The organism is Pseudothauera rhizosphaerae, from assembly GCF_004801305.1.
Taxonomy (GTDB): Bacteria; Pseudomonadota; Gammaproteobacteria; order Burkholderiales; family Rhodocyclaceae; genus Pseudothauera; species Pseudothauera rhizosphaerae.
Window position 1 is genome coordinate 55,060 of record NZ_SSOD01000019.1, and the last position, 24,768, is coordinate 79,827.

General features: G+C 70.2%; 28 protein-coding genes. 7 read left to right on the plus strand and 21 right to left on the minus strand.

The annotated features are described in order from the left end of the window. Window positions 1–84 precede the first annotated feature (84 nt). Window positions 85–501 (plus strand): Fur family transcriptional regulator, encoded by a 417-nt coding sequence (locus E6O51_RS18755; protein WP_136386546.1) that lies wholly within the window; start codon window positions 85–87, stop codon window positions 499–501. A gap of 78 nt (window positions 502–579) precedes the next feature. Here E6O51_RS18755 and E6O51_RS18760 read toward each other — a convergent pair whose 3' ends face one another. The 7 genes from E6O51_RS18760 to E6O51_RS18785 all read right to left on the minus strand — a co-directional run bounded on the left by E6O51_RS18760 (window position 580) and on the right by E6O51_RS18785 (window position 3,863). Beyond that, window positions 580–996, minus strand: a complete 417-nt coding sequence (locus tag E6O51_RS18760) for an ExbD/TolR family protein (RefSeq protein ID WP_136386547.1) — start codon at window positions 994–996, stop codon at window positions 580–582. Beyond that, the gene (locus E6O51_RS18765; protein ID WP_136386548.1) at window positions 996–1,766 is read right to left on the minus strand and encodes a MotA/TolQ/ExbB proton channel family protein; all 771 of its coding nucleotides are present in this window, start codon (window positions 1,764–1,766) and stop codon (window positions 996–998) included. Before E6O51_RS18765 ends, E6O51_RS18760 begins: the two co-directional genes overlap by 1 nt. Window positions 1,767–1,768: 2 nt before the next feature. Then, window positions 1,769–2,611: an energy transducer TonB gene (locus E6O51_RS18770; RefSeq protein ID WP_136386549.1), complete on the minus strand. Its 843-nt coding sequence runs from the start codon at window positions 2,609–2,611 to the stop codon at window positions 1,769–1,771. Between the two features lie 29 nt (window positions 2,612–2,640). Continuing rightward, a complete protein-coding gene (locus E6O51_RS21940) occupies window positions 2,641–2,781 on the minus strand; it encodes a hypothetical protein (protein ID WP_168735334.1) in 141 nt (46 codons plus the stop codon). A gap of 124 nt (window positions 2,782–2,905) precedes the next feature. Beyond that, window positions 2,906–3,382, minus strand: coding sequence for a bacterioferritin (gene bfr, locus E6O51_RS18775; RefSeq protein WP_136386550.1), 477 nt, complete (start codon window positions 3,380–3,382; stop codon window positions 2,906–2,908). Further along, window positions 3,379–3,606, minus strand: a complete 228-nt coding sequence (locus tag E6O51_RS18780) for a (2Fe-2S)-binding protein (protein WP_136386551.1) — start codon at window positions 3,604–3,606, stop codon at window positions 3,379–3,381. The genes bfr and E6O51_RS18780 overlap by 4 nt, the downstream gene beginning before the upstream one ends. Before the next feature lie 62 nt (window positions 3,607–3,668). Then, on the minus strand, window positions 3,669–3,863 hold the full coding sequence (locus tag E6O51_RS18785) for a hemin uptake protein HemP (RefSeq protein WP_230976849.1): 195 nt from the start codon (window positions 3,861–3,863) through the stop codon (window positions 3,669–3,671). Window positions 3,864–4,112: 249 nt separating this feature from the next. On the opposite strand from E6O51_RS18785, the gene E6O51_RS18790 reads away from it, so the two are divergent. After that, window positions 4,113–4,817, plus strand: coding sequence for a fumarylacetoacetate hydrolase family protein (locus E6O51_RS18790; protein ID WP_136386552.1), 705 nt, complete (start codon window positions 4,113–4,115; stop codon window positions 4,815–4,817). Here E6O51_RS18790 and E6O51_RS18795 read toward each other — a convergent pair whose 3' ends face one another. After that, window positions 4,818–6,041, minus strand: a complete 1,224-nt coding sequence (locus E6O51_RS18795; RefSeq protein WP_136386553.1) for an AsmA family protein — start codon at window positions 6,039–6,041, stop codon at window positions 4,818–4,820. It abuts the gene before it with no gap. Window positions 6,042–6,198: 157 nt separating this feature from the next. Between E6O51_RS18795 and mscL the strand changes: the two genes are divergently transcribed. After that, complete coding sequence (gene mscL, locus E6O51_RS18800; RefSeq protein ID WP_136386554.1) at window positions 6,199–6,624, plus strand: large conductance mechanosensitive channel protein MscL; 426 nt, start codon at window positions 6,199–6,201, stop codon at window positions 6,622–6,624. A gap of 31 nt (window positions 6,625–6,655) precedes the next feature. On the opposite strand, the gene E6O51_RS18805 is transcribed toward mscL, so the two are convergent. Next, window positions 6,656–7,297 carry an MBL fold metallo-hydrolase gene (locus E6O51_RS18805; protein ID WP_136386555.1) on the minus strand — a complete coding sequence of 214 codons (642 nt, stop codon included), beginning with the start codon at window positions 7,295–7,297 and terminating at the stop codon, window positions 6,656–6,658. A 337-nt stretch (window positions 7,298–7,634) separates the two neighbouring features. Between E6O51_RS18805 and E6O51_RS18810 the strand changes: the two genes are divergently transcribed. Further along, a complete protein-coding gene (locus E6O51_RS18810) occupies window positions 7,635–9,665 on the plus strand; it encodes a TonB-dependent receptor plug domain-containing protein (RefSeq protein ID WP_136386556.1) in 2,031 nt (676 codons plus the stop codon). A gap of 23 nt (window positions 9,666–9,688) precedes the next feature. Here E6O51_RS18810 and E6O51_RS18815 read toward each other — a convergent pair whose 3' ends face one another. From E6O51_RS18815 to E6O51_RS18845, 7 genes are all read right to left on the minus strand, one after another. After that, window positions 9,689–11,503: a DUF4153 domain-containing protein gene (locus tag E6O51_RS18815; RefSeq protein WP_211091462.1), complete on the minus strand. Its 1,815-nt coding sequence runs from the start codon at window positions 11,501–11,503 to the stop codon at window positions 9,689–9,691. A 77-nt stretch (window positions 11,504–11,580) separates the two neighbouring features. Further along, entirely contained in the window at window positions 11,581–12,930 is a 1,350-nt protein-coding gene (locus tag E6O51_RS18820; protein ID WP_136386557.1) for a di-heme oxidoreductase family protein, read from the minus strand. Further along, on the minus strand, window positions 12,927–14,255 hold the full coding sequence (locus E6O51_RS18825; protein WP_136386558.1) for an ABC transporter substrate-binding protein: 1,329 nt from the start codon (window positions 14,253–14,255) through the stop codon (window positions 12,927–12,929). The genes E6O51_RS18820 and E6O51_RS18825 overlap by 4 nt, the downstream gene beginning before the upstream one ends. A 24-nt stretch (window positions 14,256–14,279) precedes the next feature. Next, window positions 14,280–15,350 carry a molybdenum ABC transporter ATP-binding protein gene (gene modC / locus E6O51_RS18830; protein ID WP_230976850.1) on the minus strand — a complete coding sequence of 357 codons (1,071 nt, stop codon included), beginning with the start codon at window positions 15,348–15,350 and terminating at the stop codon, window positions 14,280–14,282. Further along, window positions 15,347–16,036 (minus strand): molybdate ABC transporter permease subunit, encoded by a 690-nt coding sequence (gene modB / locus E6O51_RS18835; protein WP_136386559.1) that lies wholly within the window; start codon window positions 16,034–16,036, stop codon window positions 15,347–15,349. Before modB (E6O51_RS18835) ends, modC begins: the two co-directional genes overlap by 4 nt. A 20-nt stretch (window positions 16,037–16,056) precedes the next feature. Beyond that, complete coding sequence (gene modA / locus E6O51_RS18840) at window positions 16,057–16,818, minus strand: molybdate ABC transporter substrate-binding protein (protein ID WP_136386560.1); 762 nt, start codon at window positions 16,816–16,818, stop codon at window positions 16,057–16,059. Between the two features lie 35 nt (window positions 16,819–16,853). Then, on the minus strand, window positions 16,854–17,675 hold the full coding sequence (locus tag E6O51_RS18845) for a TOBE domain-containing protein (protein ID WP_136386561.1): 822 nt from the start codon (window positions 17,673–17,675) through the stop codon (window positions 16,854–16,856). Window positions 17,676–17,858: 183 nt separating this feature from the next. Between E6O51_RS18845 and E6O51_RS18850 the strand changes: the two genes are divergently transcribed. Then, on the plus strand, window positions 17,859–18,809 hold the full coding sequence (locus E6O51_RS18850; RefSeq protein ID WP_136386562.1) for an ABC transporter ATP-binding protein: 951 nt from the start codon (window positions 17,859–17,861) through the stop codon (window positions 18,807–18,809). Here E6O51_RS18850 and modB (E6O51_RS18855) read toward each other — a convergent pair. Genes modB (E6O51_RS18855) through modD form a run of 4 tightly spaced genes read right to left on the minus strand, consistent with a single transcriptional unit; the run spans window position 18,763 to window position 21,502 of the window. Then, the gene (gene modB / locus E6O51_RS18855; RefSeq protein ID WP_136386563.1) at window positions 18,763–19,446 is read right to left on the minus strand and encodes a molybdate ABC transporter permease subunit; all 684 of its coding nucleotides are present in this window, start codon (window positions 19,444–19,446) and stop codon (window positions 18,763–18,765) included. The genes E6O51_RS18850 and modB (E6O51_RS18855) overlap by 47 nt on opposite strands. A gap of 11 nt (window positions 19,447–19,457) precedes the next feature. After that, complete coding sequence (modA, locus tag E6O51_RS18860; RefSeq protein WP_136386564.1) at window positions 19,458–20,213, minus strand: molybdate ABC transporter substrate-binding protein; 756 nt, start codon at window positions 20,211–20,213, stop codon at window positions 19,458–19,460. A gap of 46 nt (window positions 20,214–20,259) precedes the next feature. Next, window positions 20,260–20,652: a hypothetical protein gene (locus E6O51_RS18865; protein ID WP_136386565.1), complete on the minus strand. Its 393-nt coding sequence runs from the start codon at window positions 20,650–20,652 to the stop codon at window positions 20,260–20,262. After that, window positions 20,645–21,502, minus strand: coding sequence for a ModD protein (gene modD, locus E6O51_RS18870; RefSeq protein WP_136386566.1), 858 nt, complete (start codon window positions 21,500–21,502; stop codon window positions 20,645–20,647). Before modD ends, E6O51_RS18865 begins: the two co-directional genes overlap by 8 nt. A gap of 209 nt (window positions 21,503–21,711) precedes the next feature. On the opposite strand from modD, the gene E6O51_RS18875 reads away from it, so the two are divergent. Together E6O51_RS18875 and E6O51_RS18880 are read left to right on the plus strand one after the other, a co-directional pair. Beyond that, window positions 21,712–22,140, plus strand: coding sequence for a TOBE domain-containing protein (locus E6O51_RS18875; protein WP_136386567.1), 429 nt, complete (start codon window positions 21,712–21,714; stop codon window positions 22,138–22,140). A gap of 199 nt (window positions 22,141–22,339) precedes the next feature. Continuing rightward, on the plus strand, window positions 22,340–22,900 hold the full coding sequence (locus E6O51_RS18880) for a hypothetical protein (protein WP_136386568.1): 561 nt from the start codon (window positions 22,340–22,342) through the stop codon (window positions 22,898–22,900). A 39-nt stretch (window positions 22,901–22,939) separates the two neighbouring features. Here E6O51_RS18880 and recD read toward each other — a convergent pair whose 3' ends face one another. Continuing rightward, window positions 22,940–24,766, minus strand: a complete 1,827-nt coding sequence (gene recD, locus E6O51_RS18885) for an exodeoxyribonuclease V subunit alpha (protein WP_136386569.1) — start codon at window positions 24,764–24,766, stop codon at window positions 22,940–22,942. Window positions 24,767–24,768: the final 2 nt, after the last annotated feature.

Below are 24,768 nucleotides of genomic sequence, written 5' to 3' on the forward strand. Positions count from 1 at the left end.
CGGCAGTCATCACGTAGATTTCAATCAGATGACCCGCCCGCTTGCGGCGGAGCATGATCAGGATCAATACGGACCCCCGCAGAGATGGACAGACTCACCACCAGAGAAATGACCGCAAGGCTGCGTGCAGCCGGCATTCCGGTCACTCTGCAGCGCCTGGAGATAGCCCGCGTACTGCTGTCCCGGCCCGCACACATGAGTGCGGACCAGGTTCTCAGCGAAGTACGCCAATCCGTACCGGACACGTCGCGGGCCACCGTTTACAACACGCTCAAGCTGTTTCGCGAGAAGAAATTGGTCAAGGAACTGATCGTCGATCCGGATCGCGTGGTGTTCGATTCCAACACCTACCCCCACTATCACATGTACGACGTGAACACCGGCGAACTGACCGATGTTTCCGCCGAGGAACTGAAAGTGGTGGGCGTGCCGCAGTTGCCGCCCGACATCGAGCTGGAAGAGGTGGACGTGATCATCCGGGTGCGCGGCAAGCACGCCTGAGACCGGCCACCGTTAAATGAAAAGGCCGCCCGCGGGCGGCCTTTCGCGTTGACGGGCTCACGCCCCCCGGCGACGGTCCTACTTCGCCGGTACGGTGATGAAGCCCATCTTCTGCACGCCGGCCTCGCGCGCGGCCGACATCACCTCGGCGATCTTCTGGTAGCGCGTCTCGCGGTCGGCACGCAGGTGCAGTTCCGGCTGCGGCACGGCGGCGGCGGCGATGGCCAGGCGGCCCGCCAGGTCGGCATCGGTGATCGGCTCGTCGTTCCAGTACAGCTTGCCGTCGCCGTCCATCGCCAAGGCCACCGTCTCCGGCTTTTCCTCGTTGGGCTGGCTGGAGGCGGCCGGCAGGTCGATCTTGACGCCGTGGGTGAGCAGGGGCGCGGTGATCATGAACACGATCAGCAGCACCAGCATCACGTCGATCAGCGGCACCATGTTGATCTCGCTCATGGCGTTGTTGCCGCCGCCCTGGTTGAAGCCGCCGAAAGCCATCACGCCGCTCCCGCGCTGGGCCGCAGCGACACGGAGTTCTTCGCGCCGCGCGCCTCTCGCGCCGCACCGGCATCGGGCTGCGCGGCCAGGCGCGAACCGGTGGTGAACCAGGCGTGCAGGTCGTGGGCAAAGGCGTCGAGTTCGGAGAGTTCCAGCCGGTTGGCACGGCTGATGGCGTTGTAGGCGAGCACTGCGGGGATGGCCACGAACAGGCCGAAGGCGGTCATGATCAGCGCTTCGCCCACCGGCCCGGCCACCTTGTCCAGCGTCGCCATGCCGGAGACGCTGATGTTCACCAGCGCATGGTAGATGCCCCACACGGTGCCGAACAGGCCGATGAAGGGCGCCGTGGAGCCGATCGACGCCAGCATGGTCAGGCCGGATTCGAGCTGCGCGGTGGACAGCGCGATGGACTTGCGCAGCGCGCGGGTGACGAATTCGTCCGTATCGAGCTTGCCGCCCAGGGATTGCTGGTAGGTGTGCTGGCGCACGTGGTCGGCCGCCGCCGCCCCCTGGCGCGCCAGGGCTTCGAAGGGCGAATCGGGCGCCAGGGTACGCAGGCGGTCCAGGCCGTCTTCCAGGTCGGGGGCGGCCCAGAAGGCCTCCACCGCACGGTCGTGGCGGCGGGCCTGGAACTGGCGCACCACGCGCACCAGGATCAGGTACCAACTGGTCACCGACATCAGCACCAGGGCAAAGGCGACCAGGCGGATCGCCAGGTCAGACTGCGCCCACAGGTGGGCCAGGCCGAAGCTTTGTTGCACGTCCACGTTCAGGATCCTTCCAAGTTGAAAACGTAGGGTATCAGCACCACGGATTCGATAGCACGATCACCGCGCCGGGCGGGCGTGAACCGACAGCGGTGCGCGGCCTCGCTCGCCGCCTTGTCGAGGCGGCCGGAGCCGGAACTGTTGGCAAGTTCGACGTGCGCCGGCCGGCCGTCGGACGACACGCGCACCCGCACCATCACCCGGCCTTCCTCGCGCATGCGGCGGGAAAGGGCGGGGTAAGGCGGCTTCCTACAGTCGAGGTAGTCGGCGGAGACGCGCGCCGCGCTCTCCACGGACATGGACGCGTCGCCCTGCGACGGCGCGGCGGCGGCGACCGACGGTGCGGCCGGAGCGGGTTCGGACTCGGCGGCTTGAGCCACCTCCTCCACTTGCGGCTGTTCGGGCTCTTTCTCGGCGGTCAGTGCGCTGGGGGATTCGCTGACGACCGGCACGGGCCTGGGTTTGGGCTTGTGCTTGACCACCGGCTTCGGCTTGACGACCGGCTTGGGCGGGACGGGTTCCGGCGGTACGGGAGCGGGTGGCACTTCGGCGGGCGGTGCGGGTTGTTCGGCGGCGATAAGCGCCACCTGCAACGACGCCGCGCCGACAAGAGCCGGCTGCCAGTCGGTTTGCGTCAGGGCGTAGAGGCCTCCGCCATGGGCGAACACGACCAGGGCCAGGGCGAAACCGCGCGTGCCGCGGCGCGGACCGCCGATGCGCCCACGCCGGCTCATGGAGGGCACCGCTGCACGCGGGGCGGCCGGCCTGGTGTTGACGCGCTCCGCCGCCACGTCGTGGGGCGGAAAGGCGGTCGAGACTGAAAGCGCATGATCGGCTGCACTCATGATTCCGCGGTTCCCGTCCGGCCGTCCATTCACACGCCTGCGCCGGGCGTCAGCGAGCCCATCGCGAGATTCATCAGCACCGCCGCCGCCACCAGGTAAAGCACTACCCGCCGCGCCGCGAACGCAGCACCGGCCAGCCGCGCCGGCAATCCCCGCATGGTCGAAAACATGGCAAACCAGTCCTATCTCTAAGCTCGGCGCTGGCTAGCCCGCTGCGAGGCGGGGCATGGCTGGCATGCGGCGCGTCCGGGCCGCCCGGTGCGGCGGGTGGCCGAGCCCCGCCGCCTGTGTCGCTTACTCTTCCCCGCCCATCTGCGACTGCAGGTAATTGTGCAGCCCGACCTTGTCGATCAGTTCGAACTGGGTCTCGAGGTAGTCGATGTGTTCCTCGGTCTCTTCCAGGATGTCCTCGAAGATTTCGCGGGACACGTAGTCCTTACAGGACTCGCAGTACGCAATGGCTTCCACCAGTTGCGCGCGCGCCTCGGTTTCCAGCTTCAGGTCGCCCTGCAGGCATTCCGGCACGTTCTCGCCGATCAGCAGCTTGTCGAGGTTCTGCAGGTTGGGCAGGCCTTCGAGGAACAGCACGCGCTCGATGAGCTTGTCGGCGTGCTTCATCTCCTCGATGGATTCCTTGTATTCGTGCTTGCCCAGGCCGTTGAGCCCCCAGTTCTTGAACATCCTGGCGTGCAGGAAGTACTGGTTGATCGCTGTCAGTTCGGTTGTGAGTTGCTTGTTCAGGTATTGAATGACCTTCTTGTCGCCTTTCATCGCGCCTCCATCACCAGAGAGAATGCTGCCGGAAACGCCTGCGGCGTGCTCGCGGCCTGCGACCCCAGCGCCGACTTGAGGCAGGAATGCGCGCAAGTCGCACAACGACCGCAATCGGCGGCCACCCCGAGGTGGTCGCGCAGGTCGCGCATGCGCTTGACGCCCTGCTCCACGGCATCGTGGATGTGGCGCTCGGTCACCGCGTTGCAAACACAGACGTACATGACAGTCTAGCCCCTGGTGATGGTCACGACCAGCGCGGCGGGCCGCGCTGCACGGATTTCAGCTACTTCGTCAGGATCAGCTTGCCCGCCCGCGTTGCGCGCAATGCATACAGCGCGTCGCCGTGGCGGATCAGCACGCACGAGCGGCCCTGCAGAATCTGCTCGCTCGCGATCGGCTGCCCTTCGCCGCGCGGCAGTTCCGGCTCGGCCATGTCGGCCGCGGCGGACTGCGCATCGGGACACGTGGCACTGGGCATGTGATCCATCTGAGTGAAAAACTAAATAAAACAAGAATGATTCGCATTAAATCACTCGGTGACCACAGGGTCAACCCGCTTCTCTCCATGCAGGAAGCGTGCCTTGCCCGCAGGCGACGGCCGCGCCCCGCGCCCGTGCCACGCAGCGGTGCAGGACGCGCGGCCACTGCGGGAATGTCGGTATGTCGGTCCGGCGCACGGAATGCGACAATCCGGCCCATCTCTGTCGCCCATCCAACAGGAGCCCCCATGTCCGACCAGTACGTCATCGCCCAGCCCGCCCAGCCCGCCGTGCCGGTAGCCGGCGGCGGGCTGTTCCCGGTGCGCCGGATTTACTGCGTGGCGCGCAACTATGCCGCCCACGCGAGGGAGATGGGTGCCGACCCCACGCGCGAGGCGCCGTTCTTCTTCACCAAGCCGGCCGACGCGGTGCTGCCCGTGCGCAACGGGGAGGCCGGGCACTTCCCCTACCCGCCGGCCACGCGCGACGTGCATCACGAACTGGAACTGGTGGTGGCGCTCGGCCGGGGCGGCCATGACCTGTCCGCCGAACAGGCCGCCGCCTGCATCTGGGGCTACGCCGTGGGACTGGACATGACGCGGCGCGACCTGCAGGCCGAAGCCAAGGCCAAGGGCCGGCCGTGGGACGTGGCCAAGGCCTTCGACGCCGCCGCCCCCGTGTCCGAGATCGTGCCGGCAAACGGGCGGGTGCTCGCCGCGGGCGAGATCGTCCTGACGGTCAACGGCGAGACCCGCCAGCGCGGCGATCTGGGCGACATGATCTGGTCGATCCCCGAAGTGATCGCCTTCTTTTCCCGCTACTACCATCTGCAGCCGGGCGACCTGATCTTCACCGGCACGCCAGAGGGCGTGGGGCCGGTGGTACCCGGCGACCGTCTGAGCGGGCGCGTCGCCGGCGTCGGCACGCTGGAAATCGAGGTGGTGGGGCGCTGATCAGCGGCCAGGCGTCGCGCCAGTGAGGCGCAGCCGGGCATTGCGGCTTTCCAGCCCGCCCACACTCAGGCGGCCGACGCGGACCTCGCCGGTGAGCGGCCAGTCCTGCCAGCGCGGCGGGCCGCCTTCCCCTTCCGTATCGCCGGGCGGCAGGCGGGCACGCAGGGCATCGAGGTCCAGCCGTTCCACCGCCAGGTCCAGATCGAGCACACCGCCGAGGGGCCACGACCAGCGGCCGGCAAGGGGACTGCCGGCGAGCGAGCCGTCTACCGTTCCATCGAGCACACCATCGCCGAGACCGTAGCCGGCGCGCAGCTCGGCGTCGAACTGCGCCGCCGCGAGCGACAGCGTGCCGCCCGCGCGCCATCCTGCGGCATTCCTTCCGGCCTCGTCGGCCTTCGCATTTACGGCCACCGGCCCCCAGGGGCCGGCCAGCGCGGCATCGACGGCCAGTGTCTGCAACACCGCTTCATCCGTGCCGAATCCGGCCTGCCCGAGCGTGAGCCGCCCCCCATCCATCCGCCAACCGCCGGACAGTTCGCCGCCCAGTTCAGCGGACAGTGCCTGCAGGCGCAGGCCGCGCTCATCGGCCTGGTAGGCCATCGCGCCAGCCAGGCGCAGAACGCCGGTGACCGGCGCCTGCAGTTCAGCCGCCGCCTGCAACTCCAGCCGGCCCGCCTCTCCCGGGGCCAGGGGCCCGGCAGTGAGGGCGGGCAGCGTCAGCCGCAGGCGCACGCCGCGCCGCGGGTCTTCCAGTTCCACTTCGGCGTCGGCGAGTTCGAGGCGCCCGATGCGCGGCAGCGCCAGGCCACCATCCGCCTCGGCGGACGGCGCCGGCAGCAGCCAGTCGAGCACGCTGGGCCGGCCCTGCGCGTCCACATCCACGCGCAAACGCAGGCCGCGCACCTTGACCAGGTTGATGCGCGGCGGTGCCGCCAGCAGCTCGCGCGGGGCGAACTCGATGGCGATCTCCTCGACCGCCGCCAGCCGGCCGCCGTCCGCGCCGGTCAGTGCGATGCCGCGCAGGGCGAGCGCGCCCTCCGGCCACACCTGCCACTGCGCCGGCGCGGCGACGCTCACCTGGGGCAGCAGCCGCGCCTGCAGGGCCGCTTCCACGCCGCCCCGCAGCCATTCGCCGCCGCGCCACAGCAGCACGCCGACGGCCGCGCCCAGCAGCAGGACGGGCAGCAGCAGGACAAGGGCAAGGCGGCGCAGGAATTTCATCGGTTCAGGACCAGGCGGCGGCCGCGGGCGCGGCCGATGCACGATGGTAACGGCATCTGCAGGATTGAAAGGATCATGGACCGGTGGCTATGATGCGGGCGTGCCGAAAACCACAACCCCCAAGGCACCCCTACCCTTCCAGACAGGAGAACCCAGCATGAGCTTCATCCAGGAATTCAAGGAATTCGCGATGCGCGGCAATGTCATCGACCTCGCGGTCGGTGTCATCATCGGCGGCGCCTTCGGCAAGATCGTCGATTCGCTGGTCAAGGACATCGTGATGCCCATCGTCGGCCGCCTGGTCGGCGGGGTCGATTTCCGCCATCTCTATTTCAACCTCGGCAGCGAGAGCTACGAGACGCTGGAAGCGGCCGAGAAGGCCGGCGCGCCGCTGGTGAAGTACGGCGCCTTCATCAACACCGCCATCGACTTCCTGATCATCGCCCTCGCGATCTTCGTCGCCATCAAGGCCATCAACAAGCTCAAGCGCGCCGAACCGCCGGCGCCGGAACCGGAACCCGCGCCGGAACCGGAAGACGTCAAGCTGCTGCGCGAAATCCGCGACGCTCTCCAGCAGCGCTGATACACCCGTCCGCCTGCGGCGCGGACCGCGCTCAGGCGTAGTCGCCCACGTAAGGGTTGCCCGCGCGTTCGTCGCCGAAGGTGGAGCGCGGGCCGTGGCCGGGCACGAAGGTCACGTCGTCGCCGAGCGGGAAGAGCTTTTCCCGGATCGAGGCGATCAGCGCATCGTAGTCGCCGCGCGGAAAATCGGTGCGGCCGATGGAGCCGGCGAACAGCACATCGCCGACGATGGCGAGCCGGCTCGGCGCATGGAAGAACACCACGTGGCCCGGCGTGTGGCCGGGGGTGTGGATGACCTGCAGGGTCTCCTTGCCCACGGTCACCGTGTCACCGTCTTCCAGCCAGCGGTCCGGCTCGAAGGCTTCCACGTCCGGGAAGCCGAACATCTTGCTCTGCTGCGGCATGCCGGCAATCCAGAAGCGATCCTCCCGCTGTGGGCCTTCCACCGGCACCGCCAGCCTGCGGGCCAGCACCGCGGTGCCGCCGGCATGGTCGATGTGGCCGTGGGTGATCAGGATCTTCTCCACCTGCACGCCTTCCTCCCGCACCGCGGCCAGGATGCGCTCCAGGTCGCCGCCCGGGTCCACCACCGCGGCACGCCCGGTGGCATCGCACCACAGCAGGGAGCAGTTCTGTTCGAAAGGCGTGACGGGAATGGTGCGGCAGTGAAGCATGGGGCGTACCGGCTATGGGAAACGAGACAGCCCCCAGTCTAGCCCAAGCCTGCCCGTACTCACAGGTCGCGGCGGCAGGCTCGGCCCCGGTGTAGCATCCACGACATTTGTTGTATAGAACGCTACATATAAAAATCTCCCTCGGGTTGATGCCCAATCTTTCCGCAGGTCGGCTTCATTAGGCTTTCTTGTGGGACGAAGCATTCCTTTCTCTGCAGTGCCGCGGTCCGTTATTTATATTGGTACATATATTGCGTACCACTTCCGCGGTAGGCGCCCTTCCGCTGAAGGTTCTGCCTCTCCCCGCCCCTTCACTCGCTCAAAGGAAAGGATGCACATGAAGCTCAAACGCATGCCTGCGCGCTGTACGCTCGCGATCGCCGTCGCCATGGCCGTGCACGGCGGTGCCCGCGCCGCCGAGGCCGGCCACGTATTCACCCTCGGGCAGATCACCGTGACCGGCCAGCACGAGGACGACACCCCCATCGGCGCCGCCACGCTGGACCGGGAGCAACTGCGCGATTTCACCCGCGACGGCCTCCCCGAAGCGCTCGACATCATGCCCGGCGTGATCACCACTCCCGGCGACAGCCGCCGCAACGAGACCGCGATCAGCGTGCGCGGCTTCGGCCGCTGGCAGGTGCCGCTGCTGATGGACGGCATCCGCCTCTACCTGCCCGCCGACAACCGCATCGACTTCGACCGCTTCCTGACCCCCGACCTGGCCGAAATCCAGGTCTCCAAGGGCTACGTGTCGGTACTCAACGGCCCCGACGGCATGGGCGGGGCGATCAACCTGGTGACGCGCAAGCCCGTCCAGCCCTTCGAGGCGGAAGTACGCGCCGCGGCCAATCTCGGCGGCAAGGGGCAGTATGACGGCTATACCGCCTACGCCAACCTGGGCGGCAGGAACGACACCTGGTACTGGCAGGCCAGCGCCCAGCAGCGCGACATCGACCAGTGGCGCCTGTCGGAGGACTTCAAGTCCACGCCGCTGGAAGACGGCGGCAAGCGCGACAACAGCGCCAAGAAGGACTGGCGCGTGAACCTGAAGGCCGGCTTCACGCCCAATGCCACCGACGAGTATTCGCTCAACTTCGTCAAGCAGAGCGGCGAGAAGACCCAGATCAGCTCGGTGATCAACGACGACAACCAGTGGTGGGAATGGCCGACCTGGGACACCTGGAATCTGTACTGGCTCTCCCACACCGAACTGGGCGGCAAGACCTGGCTGAAGACCCGCCTCTACTACAACAAGTTCGACAACAGCCTGGTGCGCAACAACCTCAGCAGCGGCCAGAGCTGGCAAAGCTGGTACGACGACGCGGCCTACGGCGGCAGCGTGGAAGTCGGCACCGACTACCTCGCCGGCCATACGCTCAAGGGCTCGATCCACTACCGCCGCGACGAACATACGGAGCACGAGGTCACCATCCTCACCGGCGTCTCGGAACCCAAGCAGGACAACATCGAATCGACCTGGTCGTTCGCGCTGGAGGAAACCTGGCACGTCACGCCGCAATTCGACCTCGTCGCCGGCGTCAGCCGCGACCTGCGCGACGCGAAGAAAGCGGAGGACTACACCGGCGGCGCGATGATCGACTACGACATCGACGACAACGACGCCTGGAACTACCAGGGCGCGGCCATCTGGCGCTACCGGGACGGCGGCAAGCTGCATTTCTCCGCGTCCAGGCGTACCCGCTTCCCGACCGTGTTCGAGCGCTTCAGCACGCGCTTCGACAGGGCCTCGTCCAATCCCTTCCTGGACCCGGAGCGCGCGCTGAACCTGGAACTTGGCATTGAGGACACCCTGGCCCCCGGCGTGCGCGGCAGCGCGGCGGTCTTCCACAGCCGCATCGACGACCTGATCCAGTCGGTGCCGGTGGATCTGGACGGCAACGGCACCATCGCCAGCAACGAAAACCAGAACCAGAACGTGGGCAAGGCCACCTTCAAGGGCGTCGAACTCACCCTCACGGCGGACCTGTCGGCGCGGCTCGAAGTGGGCGGCAACTACACCTACATCGACAGCGAGGTGGACGATCCGAACGACCCGGACGTCCGGCTGACCACGGCGCCGCGCCACAAGGCCTTCGTATACGCCAAGTGGCGTCCCTTCGATGCGCTCGCGGTGATTCCGGCCGTCGAATACGCCAGCCGGCGCTGGTCGACGCCCGCCACCGGCAGCGATTACGTGCGCACCGACGACTACACCCTGGTCAGCGTGAAGCTGGACTACCGCGTCGCCCCCAACTGGGACCTGTCGCTGACCGCGCGCAATCTGTTCGACAAGGACTACGAGATCACCGAGGGCTATCCCCAGCAGGGACGCAACTTCGTGCTCGCCACGCGCTACCGGTTCTAGAGGCGTTCAGCGGGGGGCCGCGGCTAGTCGTCCAGCCGCGCCCCCCGGCCGGCCGCTTCCAGATCGGGCCAGCGCCGGTGCCGCACGCCCAGGCTCCCGGCCTGCAGCGCCGCCGCCACCTCCGCCTCCCTGCCGTGCCATTGCGCCCGGCCGGCCGGTTCCCAACCTGCCCCCGTGTGCGCCCACAAGGTGCAATACACCCCGTAGCGGCGGCCCACGTCGCACAGCAGATGCTCGGCGCTGCCGTCGCCATCCAGGTCTGGCGTCAGCAGCACGCAACGGCTGTCGGCCTGCAGGCAGGCCAGGGTCGCCTGGCCGTCGGTCTTCAGCAGCGCTTCCAGCCAGGCTTCGTCCGCCGGCGCGGCGCCGTCGGCGAGCTGGATCAACGCGCGCGCCTCGGCCGGGGTTTTCACCGCACTGCGCGCCAGTTCCTCCACCGGGCGCGCGCCTTCGTAGCGCTCCCGGCGCTGCAGGATGCGTTCGAGCACGGCCAGGCGCTGGGCATCGCCGGCAAACGGCGGCTGTTCGCGCAGGGCCTCGGCGGCGCGATAGCCCCGGCGGCCGAGATCGAAACGCAGCACTTCCAGGTCGCGCAGGTAAACGCGCTCATCCTGCCCGGCCGGCCCCGCCTGCAAGCGGGCGGACTGGCTGGCGGCGGCCAGCCGCAGCGGATCGAGCAGCGGCGAATTGACCAGCACCGCGAGGGCGACCACCACCCACGACAGCACCCGGTTGACGCCGGCCAACGGCGCCAGCCAGCCCTCGCCGCGCCCGCGCAGCACCGCCCAGGCGTAGCCGAGGGCATGGCCGCTCAGCACCAGGGCGATCAGCACCGCCCAGAACCGGTCCGTGGTCCAGCCGTACTGGGCCACGCGCAGCCACAGGGCGTACAGGGCCAGCGCGGCGAACACCGGCAGCGCCAGCAGGCCGCCTTCGACCAGGCGCCGCAGGAACGCCGGATAAGGCCGCCCGCCGCGGCCGTCTTGGTACACCGCATTGACGAAGAGCACCAGCAGGGCGAGCAGGCAGATCAGGATGCTTGCCGCCGAACGCGTACGCCACAGCGGTTCCAGCCCGGTAAACGGCAGCACCGCGACGAACAGCAGGGCGATGAAGGCGAGCAGGGGCAGCAGGCCCTTGAAAACCGCGAACAGGATGAGCCGCGCCACCTGCACCGGCCGCCGCTGGGTGCGGCCGATCAGGATGCCGAGCCCGACCATGGTGCCGGTGGCGAGGTAGATGACGGGGCGCTCGCGCAGGATGCGGCGGAACAGGTCGATGTTCACCAGCTCGAACAGGGCCGCCCACAGGTGGAGCACCGCCCAGCAGATGCCAGTGAAGGCCGCCGCCAGCAGCAGCGTGAGGGCGTTCTGCCAGGCATGCTCCACCAGTTCCGCGTAGGGTGCGCGCCAGTTCCCGTGCGTCAGCCTGCACTGCAGCCAGGGCAGGGCGACGAACAGGCCGATGCCGGCGGTGACGCCGAAGGGGCCGAGCACGCTGGCGCTGCGCAGGCCGGGCGCGCCGGTGGCGCTCCACGCCGCCCAGGCCGCGAGCAGCAGGAAAAGCGCTGCCACCGCGGCCGCCTGCTGCCAGAAGCGGCGGTCGTCCAGGCGTTCCACCGACAGGCTCATCAGCGTCGGCACGGCGAGCACCAGGGTGTACCAGCACACCCGCCCGCCGAGTTCGGAGAACGGCCACCAGGCGTGCCGCAGGCCGGTTTCGGCGAGGTACAGCAACCCGCCCTGCAACACGGCGAGGAGCACGATGAAGCCGCGCACGTCGCGCGACAGTGCGGTGCCGGCGTCCGGGGAAGAGGTGGAGGAAGGAGCGAGCATCATGGCAGACCCGGCGGAAACCGAAGACGGATGATGATCGCATCGAACGCCGCTGCCGGGCAATTCCGCCCGGCCCTTCCTTACAGCGAACGCAGGAAGGCGAGCAGCGCTTCGCGCTCGGCGCGCGGCAGGCGGGCGAAGCGGTCGCGCGCGGCCTGCGCCTCGCCGCCGTGCCACAGGATGGCCTCGACCGGGTTGCGGGCGCGGCCGTCGTGCAGCAATTCGGTGTGGCCGTTCACCCGCTCCACCAGGCCCAGCCCCCACAGGGGCGCGGTGCGCCATTCCCGCCCGCCGGCCTCGTAGTCCAGGCGGCCGTCGGCCAAGCCCTCGCCCATGTCGTGCACCAGCAGGTCGGTGTAAGGGGCGAACTCCCGCTCCGACAGGCGCGGAAAGCGCGGATGGACGCCGGTCTTGAGCGTCGGCCGGTGGCACGCGGCGCAGCCCGTGGCGGCGAACAGCGCCTCGCCGCGGCGCACCTGGGGTTCGTCGGCGCCGCGCCGGGCCGGCACCGCGAGGTGGGCGAAGTAGAACTCCATCTCGTCGAGCTGGGCGTCGGTGAGTTCCGGCTCCCCGCCGTGGGCTGCCTGCCCGCACGCGGCCTGGGCCGGGGTGCAGTTCTGCGCGGGAAACAGGGAGGACGTGATGCCCAGGTCGCCCACCATCGCCGCGGCGATCTGCTGGCGCAGGTCGGCGGTGTTGGCCTTGTAGCCGAAGCGCCCGGCCACGGTTTCACCGCGGCCCACGTGCCAGACGCGGTTCACGCGCCCGCGCACGCCATCCGGCTTGGGTTCGCGCGCCAGGGCTTCGAGGGTGGCGGACGGCACGGCGTCGAGCAGGCCGACGCCGAACACCGGCGGGCCGACGCGCAGCGAATGGCGGAATTCGCCCAGCGGACCGTAGCCCAGTTCGCGGAAAGCCAGCCGCGGGCGGCGCAGTTCGACGCGCTCGCCGTCGGCGAGCACGGCCTCGCGGTATTCCCACTCGATGGCCGCGCGGCCCTCGCCCGCCACGCCGGGGATCGCCTCCTCGTTGAACTGGTCGCCGTAGGCCGGGTGCGGCTGCGGGCCGCCGTGGGGGTCGCGCCCGGCCACCGACAGGCGCACCAGCATGGACTGCAGGCGCTCCTCCGGCCCCTCCGGCGCGCGGCCCCGGCCGTTGTTCGGGTGGCAGCCGATACAGGTCAGGCGGTTGTAGAGCGGCCCCAGCCCGTCGATGGACTCGTCCCGCGCCGGCGCCACCAGCCAGACCTGGCGGAACAGCCCGCGGCCGGCACGGAAGCGCTGCAGCTCGTATTCGCCCAGGCCGGGAAAGGGCAATGCGTAGGCTTCGCGGCTGGCGTCGCGCACAAGGTGGTCCTGGGCCGCGGCGGGCGCGGCCAGCCACGGCAGCAGGCACAGCCAGTGCCAACCCGGACGGCGGATGCCCCTCATGCGCCCGCCTCGTCCAGACGGCGCTCGGCCTCGGTCCAGGCTTTCACCGCTTCCCACTGCCAGCCGATCTCCACCTGGCGCAACGCCTCGTCGGCCCCCTCCACCCGGTTGCGGAACAGGGCCAGCAGTTCCGGCGCCGCAGCCTCCCGTTCGGTGAGCGGCGGCGTGCCCAGCAGGGCGCGCACCGCGCGCAGGTCGCGGCCGGCCCGCTCGGCGGCATGGATGCGCGCCCACAGGCGGGTGTAGCGTTCGTGCCCCGCCGCGCCCTGGATGAACATCTGTTCGAACAGCGAGGCCACCAGCGCCAGGCGCTCACGGCCGGCGTCGTTGTCGTAGTCGTAGGCACCGGCCGCGGCGGCGGCGAAGGGGTCGTGGTAGCCGGCGGGCAGGCCGGCATAGGCCGATGGCCGCACCGGCAGTTTGCGGATGTCGGGGTCGGCCAGCAGGCGCTGCCCGGCTTCCGACAGCACGAAGCGGGCGAAGGCGCGCGCGCCCTCCGGGTTGGCCGCGCCGGCGGTGATGGCCACGTGGGCCGGGTTGATGCCGCCATGGCGCGGGTAGGCGAAATGCAGCGGTGCGCCGCCGGCGATGGCCGCGGCGACGAAGAAATCGATGGACAGCCCCACCGCGGCGCGCCCCGGGCCAATTTCCTCGGCCACCCGGCGGCCGCCGCTGCCGATCAGCGCGGCGAGCCCGGCGATCTCGCTCCACAGGGCCCAGCCCTGCCGCCAGCCGTAGGCCTGCAGCACGATGTCCACCAGCACCGGGGCGAAACCCACCCGCGCCGGGTTGGGGAGTGCGATGTGCCCGGCCAGGCGCGGGTCGGCCAGATCGGTCCAGTCTTTCGGTACGGCCACGCCGAGGCGGGCGAGCTCGGCCGGGTCGAAGACGAAGCCGTAGCCCGCCATCTCGGTGGCGAGGTAGAAACCGTCCGCGTCGGCCAGCCGGGTGTTGCCGATGCGCTCGGGCAAGCCGGCGCGGTCGATGCCGATGGGCTGGAAGGCGCCGGCCGCCTTGAGGCGCTCGAAGGTGCGCGGCGAAGCCGCCCAGTACACGTCTGTGCCCCCCTGCCCGGGCTCCGACAGGTAAGGCAGGGCTTCGCTGGGGTTGCGCCACAGGATGCGCAGGCGGTACTCCGGATGGGCCTTCTCGAAGGCCACCTCGAAGCGGCTCATGACCTCCTCCGGGTAGCCGGTCATGACCACCACCGGGGCCGGTGCCGGCGGAGCCGCCGTCAGCCGGGAAGCGCACATCAGCAGGGCGCCGCCGCCGAGGGCGGCCAGCGCCCGGCGTCGGCCGGGCCGGGAAGGCTGGGCCGGTTTCATCTCACGATCTCCGTCTTGTGTCGTTCAGGCCAGCAACGCCACCGTCTTGATCTGCGCCCACATGCGCAGCCCCGGTTCGATCTGCAACTGGTCGAGCGCGCGCCGCGTGATGCGCGCGATGAGCGGCGTGCCGTCGGCTTCCAGGCGCACCAGCACGTGGGCCGGGGTATCGGCGTCGGCCACTTCGGTGACCACCGCGGGCAGCAGGTTGGTGATGCTGGTGCCCTCGATCCTGCAGAAGGCCAGGCTGACGTCGCGCGCATGGACGCGGAAGCGCAGCCGGCTGCCGACCGCCTCCGGGCGCCGCGCGACGTACACGCTGCCGCCGGGGAAATCCAGCCGGGTCAGGTGGTAGCGCTCGTCGTGGGCGCCCACCGTGGCTTCGATGACCACGCCGGCGTCCTCGGCCAGCGCCGTCGGCAGGTCGAGGCGGGACAAGGTGTCGCGCAGCGTGCCGCAGGCCACAGCCTTGCCCTCTTCCAGCAGCACCACGTGGTCGGCCAGGCGTGCGACCTCTCCGGGCGCATGGCTGACGTAGAGCACCGGGATGTCCAGTTCGTCGTGCAGGCGCTCCAGGTAGGGCAGGATCTCCTGCTTGCGGGCGTGGTCGAGGGCGGACAGGGGCTCGTCCATCAGCAGCAGGCGCGGGCTGGACAGCAGCGCGCGGGCGAGTGCCACGCGCTGGCGCTCGCCGCCGGAAAGCTGGTCCGGATGGCGGTCCAGCAGGTGGCCGATGCCGAAGAGTTCCACCACCTCGTCCCAGCCCACGCGGCGCTCGGCCGGCGGGGTGCGGTCGAGGCCGTAGCGCATGTTGGCCGCGGCGTTCAGGTGGGGGAACAGGTTGCCTTCCTGGAACACGTAGCCGATGGGCCGCTTGTGCACCGGCAGGAAGCGGTCGCCGTCCTGCCATACCTCGCCGTCCACGCTCAGGTAGCCGCCCGGCGCGTGCTCCAGGCCGGCCACGCAGCGCAGGACGGTGGTCTTGCCCGAGCCGGAACGGCCGAACAGGGCGATGACGCCGTGGGAGGGCAGGTCCAGGTCCACGTCGAGGACGAAATCCCCGCGGTCGAGGCGGAAGCGCGCGACGATGCTCACGATCCCACCCCCACGACCTTGAAGCGGCGGTTGATGGCATACACCGTGAGCAGCAGGGAGAAGGCCAGTACCACGAGGATCAGCGCCAGGGCATGGGCGGAGGCGAAGTCCAGCGCCTCCACGTGGTTGAAGATGGCGATGGAGGCCACCTGGGTGCGCCCCGGGATGTTGCCGCCCACCATGATGATCACGCCGAACTCGCCCAGGGTATGGGCGAAGGACAGCACCGCGGCGGTCAGGAAGCCCCGCCGCGCCAGCGGCAGGGAGACGGTCAGGAAGCGGTCCAGGGGCGTGGCCCGCAGCGTGGCCGCCGCCTCCAGCACGCGCGTGCTGGTGGCGGCGAAGGCGTTCTGCACGGGCTGCACGACGAAGGGCAGGGAATACACCATGGAGCCGATCACCAGGCCGGGAAAGCTGAAGGCCAGGTGCCCCACGCCGATCCTCTCGAAGAAGCCGCCCACCACCCCGCGCGGCCCCAGCAGCAGCAGCAGGTAGAAACCCAGCACCGTGGGCGGCAGCACCAGCGGCAGCGACACCATCGCCTCCACCACGGTCCTGCCGCGCCAGCGCGTGTTCGCCAGCCACCACGCCAGCGGCGTACAGAGTACGAGCAGGATGGACGTACTGATGAGGGCGAGCTTGAAGGTGATCCATAGCGCGGTGACGTCCTGCGGGCCCAGGTGCATACGGTGCTGTCCCCGTGCCCTTATTCGAAGCCGTAGCCGGCCGCTTCGATCACTTCACGGGCTTTCGCATCGGTGCGCAGCCAGGTCAGGAAGTGAATGGCGGCGGGCACGTCATCGGCGCGCGTGAGCACCACCGCGGACTGGGCGATGGGGGTATACAGGTCGGACGGCGGAATCCAGTGGGAGCCGGCGATGCCTTCCGGCGTCTTGACCTGGGCCAGCGCCACGAAGCCCAGTTCGGCCGCGCCGGACCCCACCTGGCTGTGGGTCTGGCCGATGGAATTGCCCTTGACGATGCGGCTGTCCCGCTCCAGCGCATCCCAAACGCCCAGATGGGTCAGGATCTGCTGGGCGGCGGCGCCGTAGGGGGCGTTACGCGGCTCGGCGATGGCCAGATGGCGGAACTTGCCTGTCTTCAGCACCTTGCCTTCGGCATCCACCACGCCGGGCGTGGCGCTCCACAACACCGGCACACCCAGGGCATAGACGAAACGCGTGCCATTGATGGCATGGCCTTCCTTGGCGAGCCGCTCGGGCCGCTCGCTGTCGGCGGACAGGAACACGTCGAAGGGGGCGCCGTTGACGATCTGGGTGTAGAACGCGCCGGACGAGCCGGAGCTGAGGGTGAGGGTGTTGCCGCTGGCGGCCTGGTAGATCGGGGCCAGCTTCTGCAGGGTGCCGTGGAAGTTGGCCGCCACGGCGACCTTGATCTCGGCGGCGGAGGCCAGCGCCGGCAGGACGGCGGCGGCCAGGACGGCAAGGATGCGGAAAAGGGATTTCATCGTTTGCTCCGGAACATTGAGGTGGAAGGAAACGCTCAGTCGTAACTCGCCAGGATCACGCTGGACGACTTGAATATGGCGCAGGCGCGCGTACCGACGGCCAGTCCGAGGTTCTCGCAACTGCCGTGGGTGACCACCGCGGTGACGTTCTTGCCCGAGGGCAGCAGCAGCGTGACCTCGTCGTTCACCGAACCTTCGTGGATGGCGAAGACCTCGCCCCACAACTGGTTGCGGGCGGTCAGGCGGACCTCGGCGTCGGTGGACAGCAGCACCGAGGACGACTTCACCAGGGCGAACACTTCCTTGCCGATGATCAGCCCCAGGTTCTCGGCGCTGGCCTTGGTGATCACCGCGACGATCTCGGTGTGCTTGTCCAGGCGCAGGCGCACCTCGTAATCCACCTCGCCGTCGCGCAGCGCGACGATGGGGCCGAAGAACTGGTTGCGCGCGCTGTTCTTCATGGACATGCGGTGCATCAGGCGGCGGAAGTCGCCGATGCTCACCGGGCCGTCGTCGGCCAGGCGCTCGGCCACGCGCTCCAGCGCGGCCTGGGTTTCCAGCTCCAGCGCGCGGTACATGGCCACCATGCGCCGGCCGTAGTCGGTGAGCAGCGTGCCGCCGCCCTGGCGGCCGCCGGTCACGCGCACCACCAGGGGCTCGGGGGACAGGTTGTTCATGGTGTCCACCGCGTCCCAGGCGGCCTTGTAGGACAGCGGCACGGCCTTGGCAGCCTGATTGATCGAACCCAGCCGGTCTATCGCCTCCAACAGGCGCACCCGCGTGTCGGACAGCGTGCTGCCCGCCGGCGCGTCGATCGACAGGCGCCCCGTGAGGCGCTCGGGACAGTGCGGAGTCATGTTCTCTCCTGGATATGTTGAACGATATACAGCGATAATCGTGCCACGCGCACCATGCCTCGATTTCACGGATAGGCCGGACAGAACTGGCGGTCAGGGGCAGAAGATGCGCGATTAGTTATATGTAGTCAATACTACAACGTGTCGCCATTGCGACATCCGCCGCCACCCGGAACGAATGCCATGTCCGCCCTCCATTGCGCCGATCCCGACCTCTTCAGCTTCGAGCTGCACAAGCGCATGCACGCCGCCCGGGGCAGCCAGGCCGCCCATCCTGCATTCGAACTGCACGTCGCCCTGTCCCTGCGGCGCGGCGACTGCCTGGCGGTGCTGGGCGCCTCGGGCGCGGGCAAGACCACGCTGTTGCGCCTGCTCGCCGGCCTGACGCCCGCCGACGGCGGCCACATCCACGCCTTCGGGCGCTGCTGGCTGGACGGTGCGCGCAGCCTCGCGCTGCCCACGCGCAAGCGCCGCATCGGCTACGTGTTCCAAGACTACGCGCTGTTTCCCCACATGAGCGTGCGCGGCAACGTGCGCTTCGCCCTGCGCCGCGGCGCGCCCGAGAGGCTGGCCGACGAGTTGCTGGAAACCGTGGGCCTGTCGGCCCTGGCCGGACGCAGGCCGGCGCAGTTGTCCGGCGGGCAGCAGCAGCGCTTGGCACTGGCGCGCGCCATCGCCGCGGAGCCGGACCTGCTGCTGCTGGACGAGCCCCTGTCGGCCCTGGACGCCGGCCTGCGCCGCAGCCTCCAGGACGAGCTGATCGCCCTGCGGCGGCGGTACGGCCTGACCACCCTCGTCGTCACCCACGACCCGGGCGAGGCGGTGCGCTTGGCCGGCCGCGCGATCCTGCTCGAAGGCGGGCGCATCGTGGCCGACGCCACGCCCGCGGAACTGTTCGGCGGACGCGGCGAAGCCCTGACCCTGGGCGGGCGGGTGCTGGACGTGGAGGCCGGCGCGGACGGCCCCCTGTACCGCATCGATGCCGACGGGCGCACCCTGCTGGCCCGCGCCGCCGACGGCGCCGCGCTGGCGCCCGGCAGCATGGTCACCCTGGTCGCCGAGCGCTGGACCGCCCGGCCCGTTCCCCTCACACCGCCCCAAGACGCCGCAGCCCCCAGAACATCGCCAGGGTGAGCACCCCGAGCAGGGCGGAGAGCACCGCGGCGCGCTGGAAATCGCCGCCGCTCACGGCGTTGTAGATCTCCAGCGACACCGTGTTGGTGCGGCCGATCACGTTGCCGCCCAGCATCAGCGTGATGCCGACTTCGCCCAGGGAGCGGCCCAGGCCCAGCACCAGCCCGGCGGCCAGCGCGCGGCGCACGTTGGGCAGCAGCACGTGGAAGAAGATCTGCACCTCGTTCTTGCCCAGGGTGCGCGCGGCCTCGGCCAGCCGCGCCGAGGCCGATTCCAGCGCCGCCTGCACCGGCTTGACCACCAGCGGCAGGCCGGCGATGAAGGAGGCGAACAGCACGCCCCAGAAGGAAAACACGATCTCGACGCCCACGGCGTCCAGCCAGCCGCCCACGGGCCCGCGCCGGCCGAACAGCAGCAGCAGGGCGAAGCCGGTGGCGATGGGCGGGAACACCAGCGGCAGGGTCACCAGCGCGTCCAGCGCCCCCCGCCCCGGCCAGCCCGGGCGCGCCAGCAGCGCGCCGAGCGCAAGGCCGGCAGTCAGGTGCAGGCCCAGCGTGGCCAGTGCCACCTGGGCGGTGAGCCGGAGGGCGTGGCGGACCTCCGCCTCGCCCAGCACGGCCGCCGCGGCGTCGAGCATGCCCGGGGGCCTCAGAGCCCGTGGCGGGACAGGATCGCGCGCGCCTCGGCGGAGCCCAGGTAGGTCTCCAGCGCGGCCACGGCGGCGCTCCCCTCCTGCCCGGCCACCACGCCGATGACGATCTGCACCGGGTCGTAGAGCTTCTGGTCGATTTCCAGATGGCCGCCGATGCGGTCGGCGATGCCCACCGCGTCGGTCAGGTTGATGAAGCCGGCATCCACCTCGCCGCTGACCAGGTAGGACGACACCTGCGGCACCGTGGACACCGGCAGCAGGCGCTCGCCGATGCGGGCCTTCAGGCCGCTGCGCTCCAGGAACTGGGTGGCGGCCTTGCCGTACACCGCGTGGATGGGGTCGGGCAGGGCCACGCGCGTCACGTCCGGGCCGGCCAGATCCTCCACATTGGACAGGGTCTTGCCCTTCGCCCACGCCACCACCAGGCGCCCGGTGCCGGCCGGCAGGTAGCGCGAGAACTGCACGTTCTTCGCGTTCTCGAGGAAGGCGCGGTCGCCGAACACCACCGCCACCTTGCCGCCCTGGGCCACCTGGCCGAGGATCTGGCCCATGTGGCCGTACATCTGCTCGACGCGGATGCCGCTGCGGCGCTCGAAGTCCTGCGCCAGTTCGGTCACCGGGCGGCGGTAGCCCGCGCCGGCCGCGACCAACAGGGCGTCCTGCGCCGCGGCAGGCAGGCCCAGGACCAGCAGCGCCAGCGGCACCAGATACCGGCGGCCGGCCCGAAGAACACCTTGGATGAAGGATTGCATGACGGTTTTACTCCGCTGATGGACAAAAAGGCTCCGCGCCGGCGACTCAGCGCGGCATCGATTCGCTGAACACGTAGAAGGGCTGCGGCGCCACGCAGCGCTCGTTGCCCATCACCACGCGGCGCACCAGCCAGCGTTCGTCGCGCAGGCGCCAGGCGGTCACCGACTCGCCGGCGGTCGCCACCAGGTAGAACTCCTCGTCGTCGTCCGAGCAGGGCTCGCTCATCGTCCACGCGTGGGCGTAGTAGCACGGCGTGCCGTCCGCATCGCGCCCGAACACGCGCTGGGCGGCCAGTTCTTCATCCCGGTGGATCTCGAAATCGAGGGGCGCGACGACCTGGTCGCGCCAGGCGACGGGCAGTCCCTCGCGCCAGGGGTGTTCCTCCGGCCAGAGGGAGCGGTGCTGGCAGGCGATGGGGGTATGCGGGCGTTCACACATGGCGGGCTCCGTTGCCCAGGCGTTCGAAGCGCACGGCGACGTCCGCGGGCGGTGCGTTGTAGGGTGCCGAAGTGGCGATCATGTCCGCGCCGGCCACGGCATAGGCCGCCGCGTTCAGCGCGTTGACGCCGCCGGTGGCGACCAGCAGCGGCGTGAAACCGGCCGCCCGCAGGCGTTCGCGCAGGGCGGCCACCGCGGGCGGAGGGAATTTCTCCAGTTGCAGGATCTCGGCGCCCGCGGCGGCCCAGGCCAGCGCCTCGTCCACGTCGCCCACTTCCACCACGGCGCGCTTTTCCGGCTGCAGCGCGCGCAGCCGGCGCACCACGGCGCCCGGCTGCAGGTCGAGGAAGAGGCGGTGCTCGGCGAACACCAGCAGGGTTTCCGACAGGCCCAGGCGGTGCACGATGGCGCCGCCGGCGCGCACCGCCTTGATGGACAGGGCCTTGGTGCCGGGCACGTTCTTGCGCGTGCAGGCCACCGCCAGCGGGCGCGCCGCGTCAACGATGGCCGCCGCCGCGGTGGCCACTCCGCTCATCCACTCGACGAGGTTCTGCGCCGTCTTCCACGCCCGGTGCAGCGCACCGGCCGGCCCTTCGGCGGACAGCAGCAGGGCGCCTTCCGCAACCTGGGAGCCGGAACCGGCGAAGGCCAGGCAGCGCGTCGCGCCAGCCAGTTCGAACAGCCGGCGGGCCTCCTCCAGGCCACAGGCGCACATGGCGCCGCGGGCGCGGAACTCCGTGCGCGCAGGCGCCGCGGCGATGCCCAGGGTTTCGGTGGTGAGGTCGCCCGCCGGCACGTCGTCGGCCAGCAGGCGGGTCAGGGCTTCGTCGGACAGGGCACAGTCGTTCATCGGTCTGGCAACTCGAATTTTATTTAGAGGCATATATAGCGATTTTCATGCCCGCTGGCTTTGCGTTATTCGTACCGCTATGGTTGAGATCGAACAGCGCAAACTCCTAGAATCCATCGCACTGAACACGCGTATTCAGTGTCGGCATTCTATGTAGCCAACGACACAACGCGTAAGTTACCCGACAATGGCCGAACAAGGAGAACGCCATGAAAGTCAGCGCCCGCAACGTCTTCCGCGGCAAGGTGGCCGCCACGCGGCCCGGCACCGTGAATGCGGAAGTGGACATCGACCTGGGTGGCGGCGACAGCCTGGTGGCCGTGGTCACCCTCGGCAGCCTCAACGAACTGGGCCTGGCCGTCGGCAGCGACGTGGTCGCGCTGGTCAAGGCGCCCTGGGTGATGGTGCTGACCGACGCGGGCGACGTGAAGCTCTCCGCTCGCAACATCCTCTCGGGCACCGTCAAGGCGGTCGAGATCGGCGCGGTGAACGCCGAAGTCACCATCGCCCTGCGCGGCGGCACCGAAGTGGCGTCCATCATCACCCGCGAGGCAGTGAGCGATCTGGGCCTCAAGCCCGGCGTCGCGGCGACCGCGGTGATCAAGGCCTCGCACGTGATCCTGGGCGTGCCGCGCTGAGACGGCAGCCGACGTTCGGACGTCGCAAACCCGACAATTCTTGTAGCACAGCCGCCCCACCGGCGAACCGGCGCGCCACCCACGGGGGCGGCGCATCGCCTGTGGCGGAGCGGTATTGCGCCGCACGCCGCCCGTCCGGAGCAGCTTGGCGCACTTCCTGCTGGAGCGAAGCATTTCATCCACTTCACGAGGACGTGAAATGCTGCTCAAGCGTTACGAAGAACAGGCCCTGCTGTTCAACTCCAACTTCACCGAGGCCGCCGGCCCGGGCCTGACCGCCTACCGCGGCGACCTGGTACTGACCGAAGGCGAGGTGGCCGACGCCTCCGGCCGCCGCAAGCCGCCCACTGCCAGCGTGCGCCAGGCCGTGCTGCTGGCCACCGCCGACAAGCTGGTGCTGGCCGCGGGGCTGCTGGACGAGCTCGCCAAGCTTCCGCTGTTCGTCGAACGCTACGGCGCCGACTTCGCCCCGGATATGCAGGCGGTGTTCTTCGTGAACAACATCGGCAAGCCGGTGCGCGTCACGCTGGGCGGGGTGAAGTTCCAGCTCCTGCCGCTGGAAGACGGCATGGTGTGGAACGAACTGCTGGAAGAACTGCGCCTGGAAAAGAGCGACCTCAAGGGCCAGAGCGCCGGCGAGAAGGTGGCGACCGTCTGTTCGTCCCTGAAGAGCTTTGCCCTCAAGGGCGCGGAAGCCACGCTGGAAGCGGCGCTGGCCGACACCATCGAAGTCAGGCACGGCGGGCGCGGCCCGGTGTGAGCGCGCGAGCCGCCGCCCGTCCGTAGCCCGGAATCCGGGTTACGGTGCCAGCCGGTCCGCGAGGCCGGAATGGCGCACGGTGCGGCGGGCGCAGGCGGCGGCGAAGGCCGCCGCGCTGCCGGCCAGCGCCACCCGGCGCGCGGCGCGGGTCACGCCCGTGTAGAGCAGTTCGCGGGTGAGCACGGGCGACTCCGCATCCGGCAACACCATCAGCACTTCCTCGAATTCCGAACCCTGGGCCTTGTGCACGGTGAGCGCGAAAGCCGTATCGACGGCCGGCAGGCGCACGGGCGACAGCGCCCGGAAACCGCCGCCCGCGGCGGGGAACCAGACCTGCAGGCGGCCGTCGGCGTCGGCCAGCGTCAGGCCCACGTCGCCGTTGAAGAGCCCCAGCAGGTAGTCGTTGCGCAGCACGATCACCGGGCGGCCCGGATACCACTCCGCGCCGGCGCCCGGATCGGCCGCATGGGCCAGCGCCCCGCGCAGCCACTCGGCCAGGCGGGCGTTGAGGGCACGCACGCCGCGCGGGCCGTCGTGCACCGCGGCCAGCACGCGGAAACGATCGAAGGCGGCGAAGGCCGCGGCCGGATCGTTTCCTCCGTGGCGCAGGGCGTCCGCGTAGGCTCCATAGCCGGCCTCGCAGCGGGCCAGCACTTCCGCGGCCGGCGCGCGACCGGCGTCTTCCAGCCAGCCCAGCGCCGGATCGGCCGCCTCCCGCAGCCAGGCCAGCAGGGCGGCGGCTTCGCCCCCGTTGATGCCGGCGGCCAGACGGCCGATGCCGGAGCCGGCGGCGAAGCGGTGGCTTTCCCGCAGCCACACCACGCTGTCCGGCAGGGCTGCGGGCTCCCCCGCGTCGGCCGGGCGGTGGCCGGCGAGATCTTCCAGCGCGGCGGCGCATTCATCGGAAAAGCGGCTGCCAGCGGACAGTTCGGCGAACACCGCACCAGCCTCCACGGCGGCGAGCTGGTCCTTGTCCCCCAGCAGGATCAGGCGCGCGGCCGGCGGCACGGCGTCCACCAGGCGGGCGGCCAGCGCCAGGTCCAGCATGGAGGCTTCATCCACCACCACCACGTCGAAGGGCAGCGGATTGCCGGCGTGGAGGCGGAAGCGGCCAGCCTGCGGGGTGACGCCCAGCAGGCGGTGCACGGTCCAGGCCTCTTGCGGCAAGCGGGCACGCAGGTCGGCGGGAAGGCGTTCGGAGCGCGCCCGCAGGGCTTCCAGCATGCGCGCGGCGGCCTTGCCGGTGGGGGCGGCGAGCGCGATGCGCAGATCGGCGCGCAGACTCAGCAGACAGCCCAGCAGCGCGGCCACGGTGGTGGTCTTGCCGGTGCCGGGGCCGCCGCTGATGACGGTGAGGCGGCGCAGCAGGGCGAGCGCCACGGCGAGCTTCTGCCAGTCGGGGCGGCCGTCGGCGCGGGGCGGGAAGAAGTCCGCCAGCAGCGCGCCCAGCGCCTGGGGATCGCCCTCGCCCGCGGCCCGCGCGGTACGGGCGCGCAGCGCGGCGGCGAGCCGGCCTTCCAGGTCGTAGTGGCGGCGCAGGTAGAGCCGTCCGGCCCCGTCCAGCACCAGCGGATGGGCGCTGCCCGGCAGCCGGGCCGCATCCTCCCCGGCGACCACGCCGCTTTCCAGCAGGTGTTCGCGCAGGGCGGCGGGGTCGTCCTCGCCGGCCAGTTCTTCCAGCGGCAGGCAGACGTGGCCGGCACTGCCGGCCAGGGCGAGCTGGCGCGCGGCGCGGGCGAGGGCCTGCCGGGCCGCGGGCGGCGCCCCCAGCGCGGCGGACCAGGCGGCGGCGTGCTCGGCGAAACCGGCGGCCAGGTCCTGGGCGGCGGCGGGCTGGGTGTCGGGGATCAGGGCAGCGCCGTTCATGG

Coding starts and splice junctions, on each gene's coding strand:
- E6O51_RS18755 (WP_136386546.1), top strand. CDS start 85: ATGGACAGACTCACCACCAGAGAAATGACCGCAAGGCTGCGTGCAGCC.
- E6O51_RS18760 (WP_136386547.1), bottom strand. CDS start 996: ATGGCTTTCGGCGGCTTCAACCAGGGCGGCGGCAACAACGCCATGAGC.
- E6O51_RS18770 (WP_136386549.1), bottom strand. CDS start 2,611: ATGAGTGCAGCCGATCATGCGCTTTCAGTCTCGACCGCCTTTCCGCCC.
- E6O51_RS21940 (WP_168735334.1), bottom strand. CDS start 2,781: ATGTTTTCGACCATGCGGGGATTGCCGGCGCGGCTGGCCGGTGCTGCG.
- bfr (WP_136386550.1), bottom strand. CDS start 3,382: ATGAAAGGCGACAAGAAGGTCATTCAATACCTGAACAAGCAACTCACA.
- E6O51_RS18780 (WP_136386551.1), bottom strand. CDS start 3,606: ATGTACGTCTGTGTTTGCAACGCGGTGACCGAGCGCCACATCCACGAT.
- E6O51_RS18785 (WP_230976849.1), bottom strand. CDS start 3,863: ATGCCCAGTGCCACGTGTCCCGATGCGCAGTCCGCCGCGGCCGACATG.
- E6O51_RS18790 (WP_136386552.1), top strand. CDS start 4,113: ATGTCCGACCAGTACGTCATCGCCCAGCCCGCCCAGCCCGCCGTGCCG.
- E6O51_RS18795 (WP_136386553.1), bottom strand. CDS start 6,041: ATGAAATTCCTGCGCCGCCTTGCCCTTGTCCTGCTGCTGCCCGTCCTG.
- mscL (WP_136386554.1), top strand. CDS start 6,199: ATGAGCTTCATCCAGGAATTCAAGGAATTCGCGATGCGCGGCAATGTC.
- E6O51_RS18805 (WP_136386555.1), bottom strand. CDS start 7,297: ATGCTTCACTGCCGCACCATTCCCGTCACGCCTTTCGAACAGAACTGC.
- E6O51_RS18810 (WP_136386556.1), top strand. CDS start 7,635: ATGAAGCTCAAACGCATGCCTGCGCGCTGTACGCTCGCGATCGCCGTC.
- E6O51_RS18815 (WP_211091462.1), bottom strand. CDS start 11,503: ATGATGCTCGCTCCTTCCTCCACCTCTTCCCCGGACGCCGGCACCGCA.
- E6O51_RS18820 (WP_136386557.1), bottom strand. CDS start 12,930: ATGAGGGGCATCCGCCGTCCGGGTTGGCACTGGCTGTGCCTGCTGCCG.
- E6O51_RS18825 (WP_136386558.1), bottom strand. CDS start 14,255: ATGAAACCGGCCCAGCCTTCCCGGCCCGGCCGACGCCGGGCGCTGGCC.
- modB (WP_136386559.1), bottom strand. CDS start 16,036: ATGCACCTGGGCCCGCAGGACGTCACCGCGCTATGGATCACCTTCAAG.
- modA (WP_136386560.1), bottom strand. CDS start 16,818: ATGAAATCCCTTTTCCGCATCCTTGCCGTCCTGGCCGCCGCCGTCCTG.
- E6O51_RS18845 (WP_136386561.1), bottom strand. CDS start 17,675: ATGACTCCGCACTGTCCCGAGCGCCTCACGGGGCGCCTGTCGATCGAC.
- E6O51_RS18850 (WP_136386562.1), top strand. CDS start 17,859: ATGTCCGCCCTCCATTGCGCCGATCCCGACCTCTTCAGCTTCGAGCTG.
- modB (WP_136386563.1), bottom strand. CDS start 19,446: ATGCTCGACGCCGCGGCGGCCGTGCTGGGCGAGGCGGAGGTCCGCCAC.
- modA (WP_136386564.1), bottom strand. CDS start 20,213: ATGCAATCCTTCATCCAAGGTGTTCTTCGGGCCGGCCGCCGGTATCTG.
- E6O51_RS18865 (WP_136386565.1), bottom strand. CDS start 20,652: ATGTGTGAACGCCCGCATACCCCCATCGCCTGCCAGCACCGCTCCCTC.
- modD (WP_136386566.1), bottom strand. CDS start 21,502: ATGAACGACTGTGCCCTGTCCGACGAAGCCCTGACCCGCCTGCTGGCC.
- E6O51_RS18875 (WP_136386567.1), top strand. CDS start 21,712: ATGAAAGTCAGCGCCCGCAACGTCTTCCGCGGCAAGGTGGCCGCCACG.
- E6O51_RS18880 (WP_136386568.1), top strand. CDS start 22,340: ATGCTGCTCAAGCGTTACGAAGAACAGGCCCTGCTGTTCAACTCCAAC.
- recD (WP_136386569.1), bottom strand. CDS start 24,766: ATGAACGGCGCTGCCCTGATCCCCGACACCCAGCCCGCCGCCGCCCAG.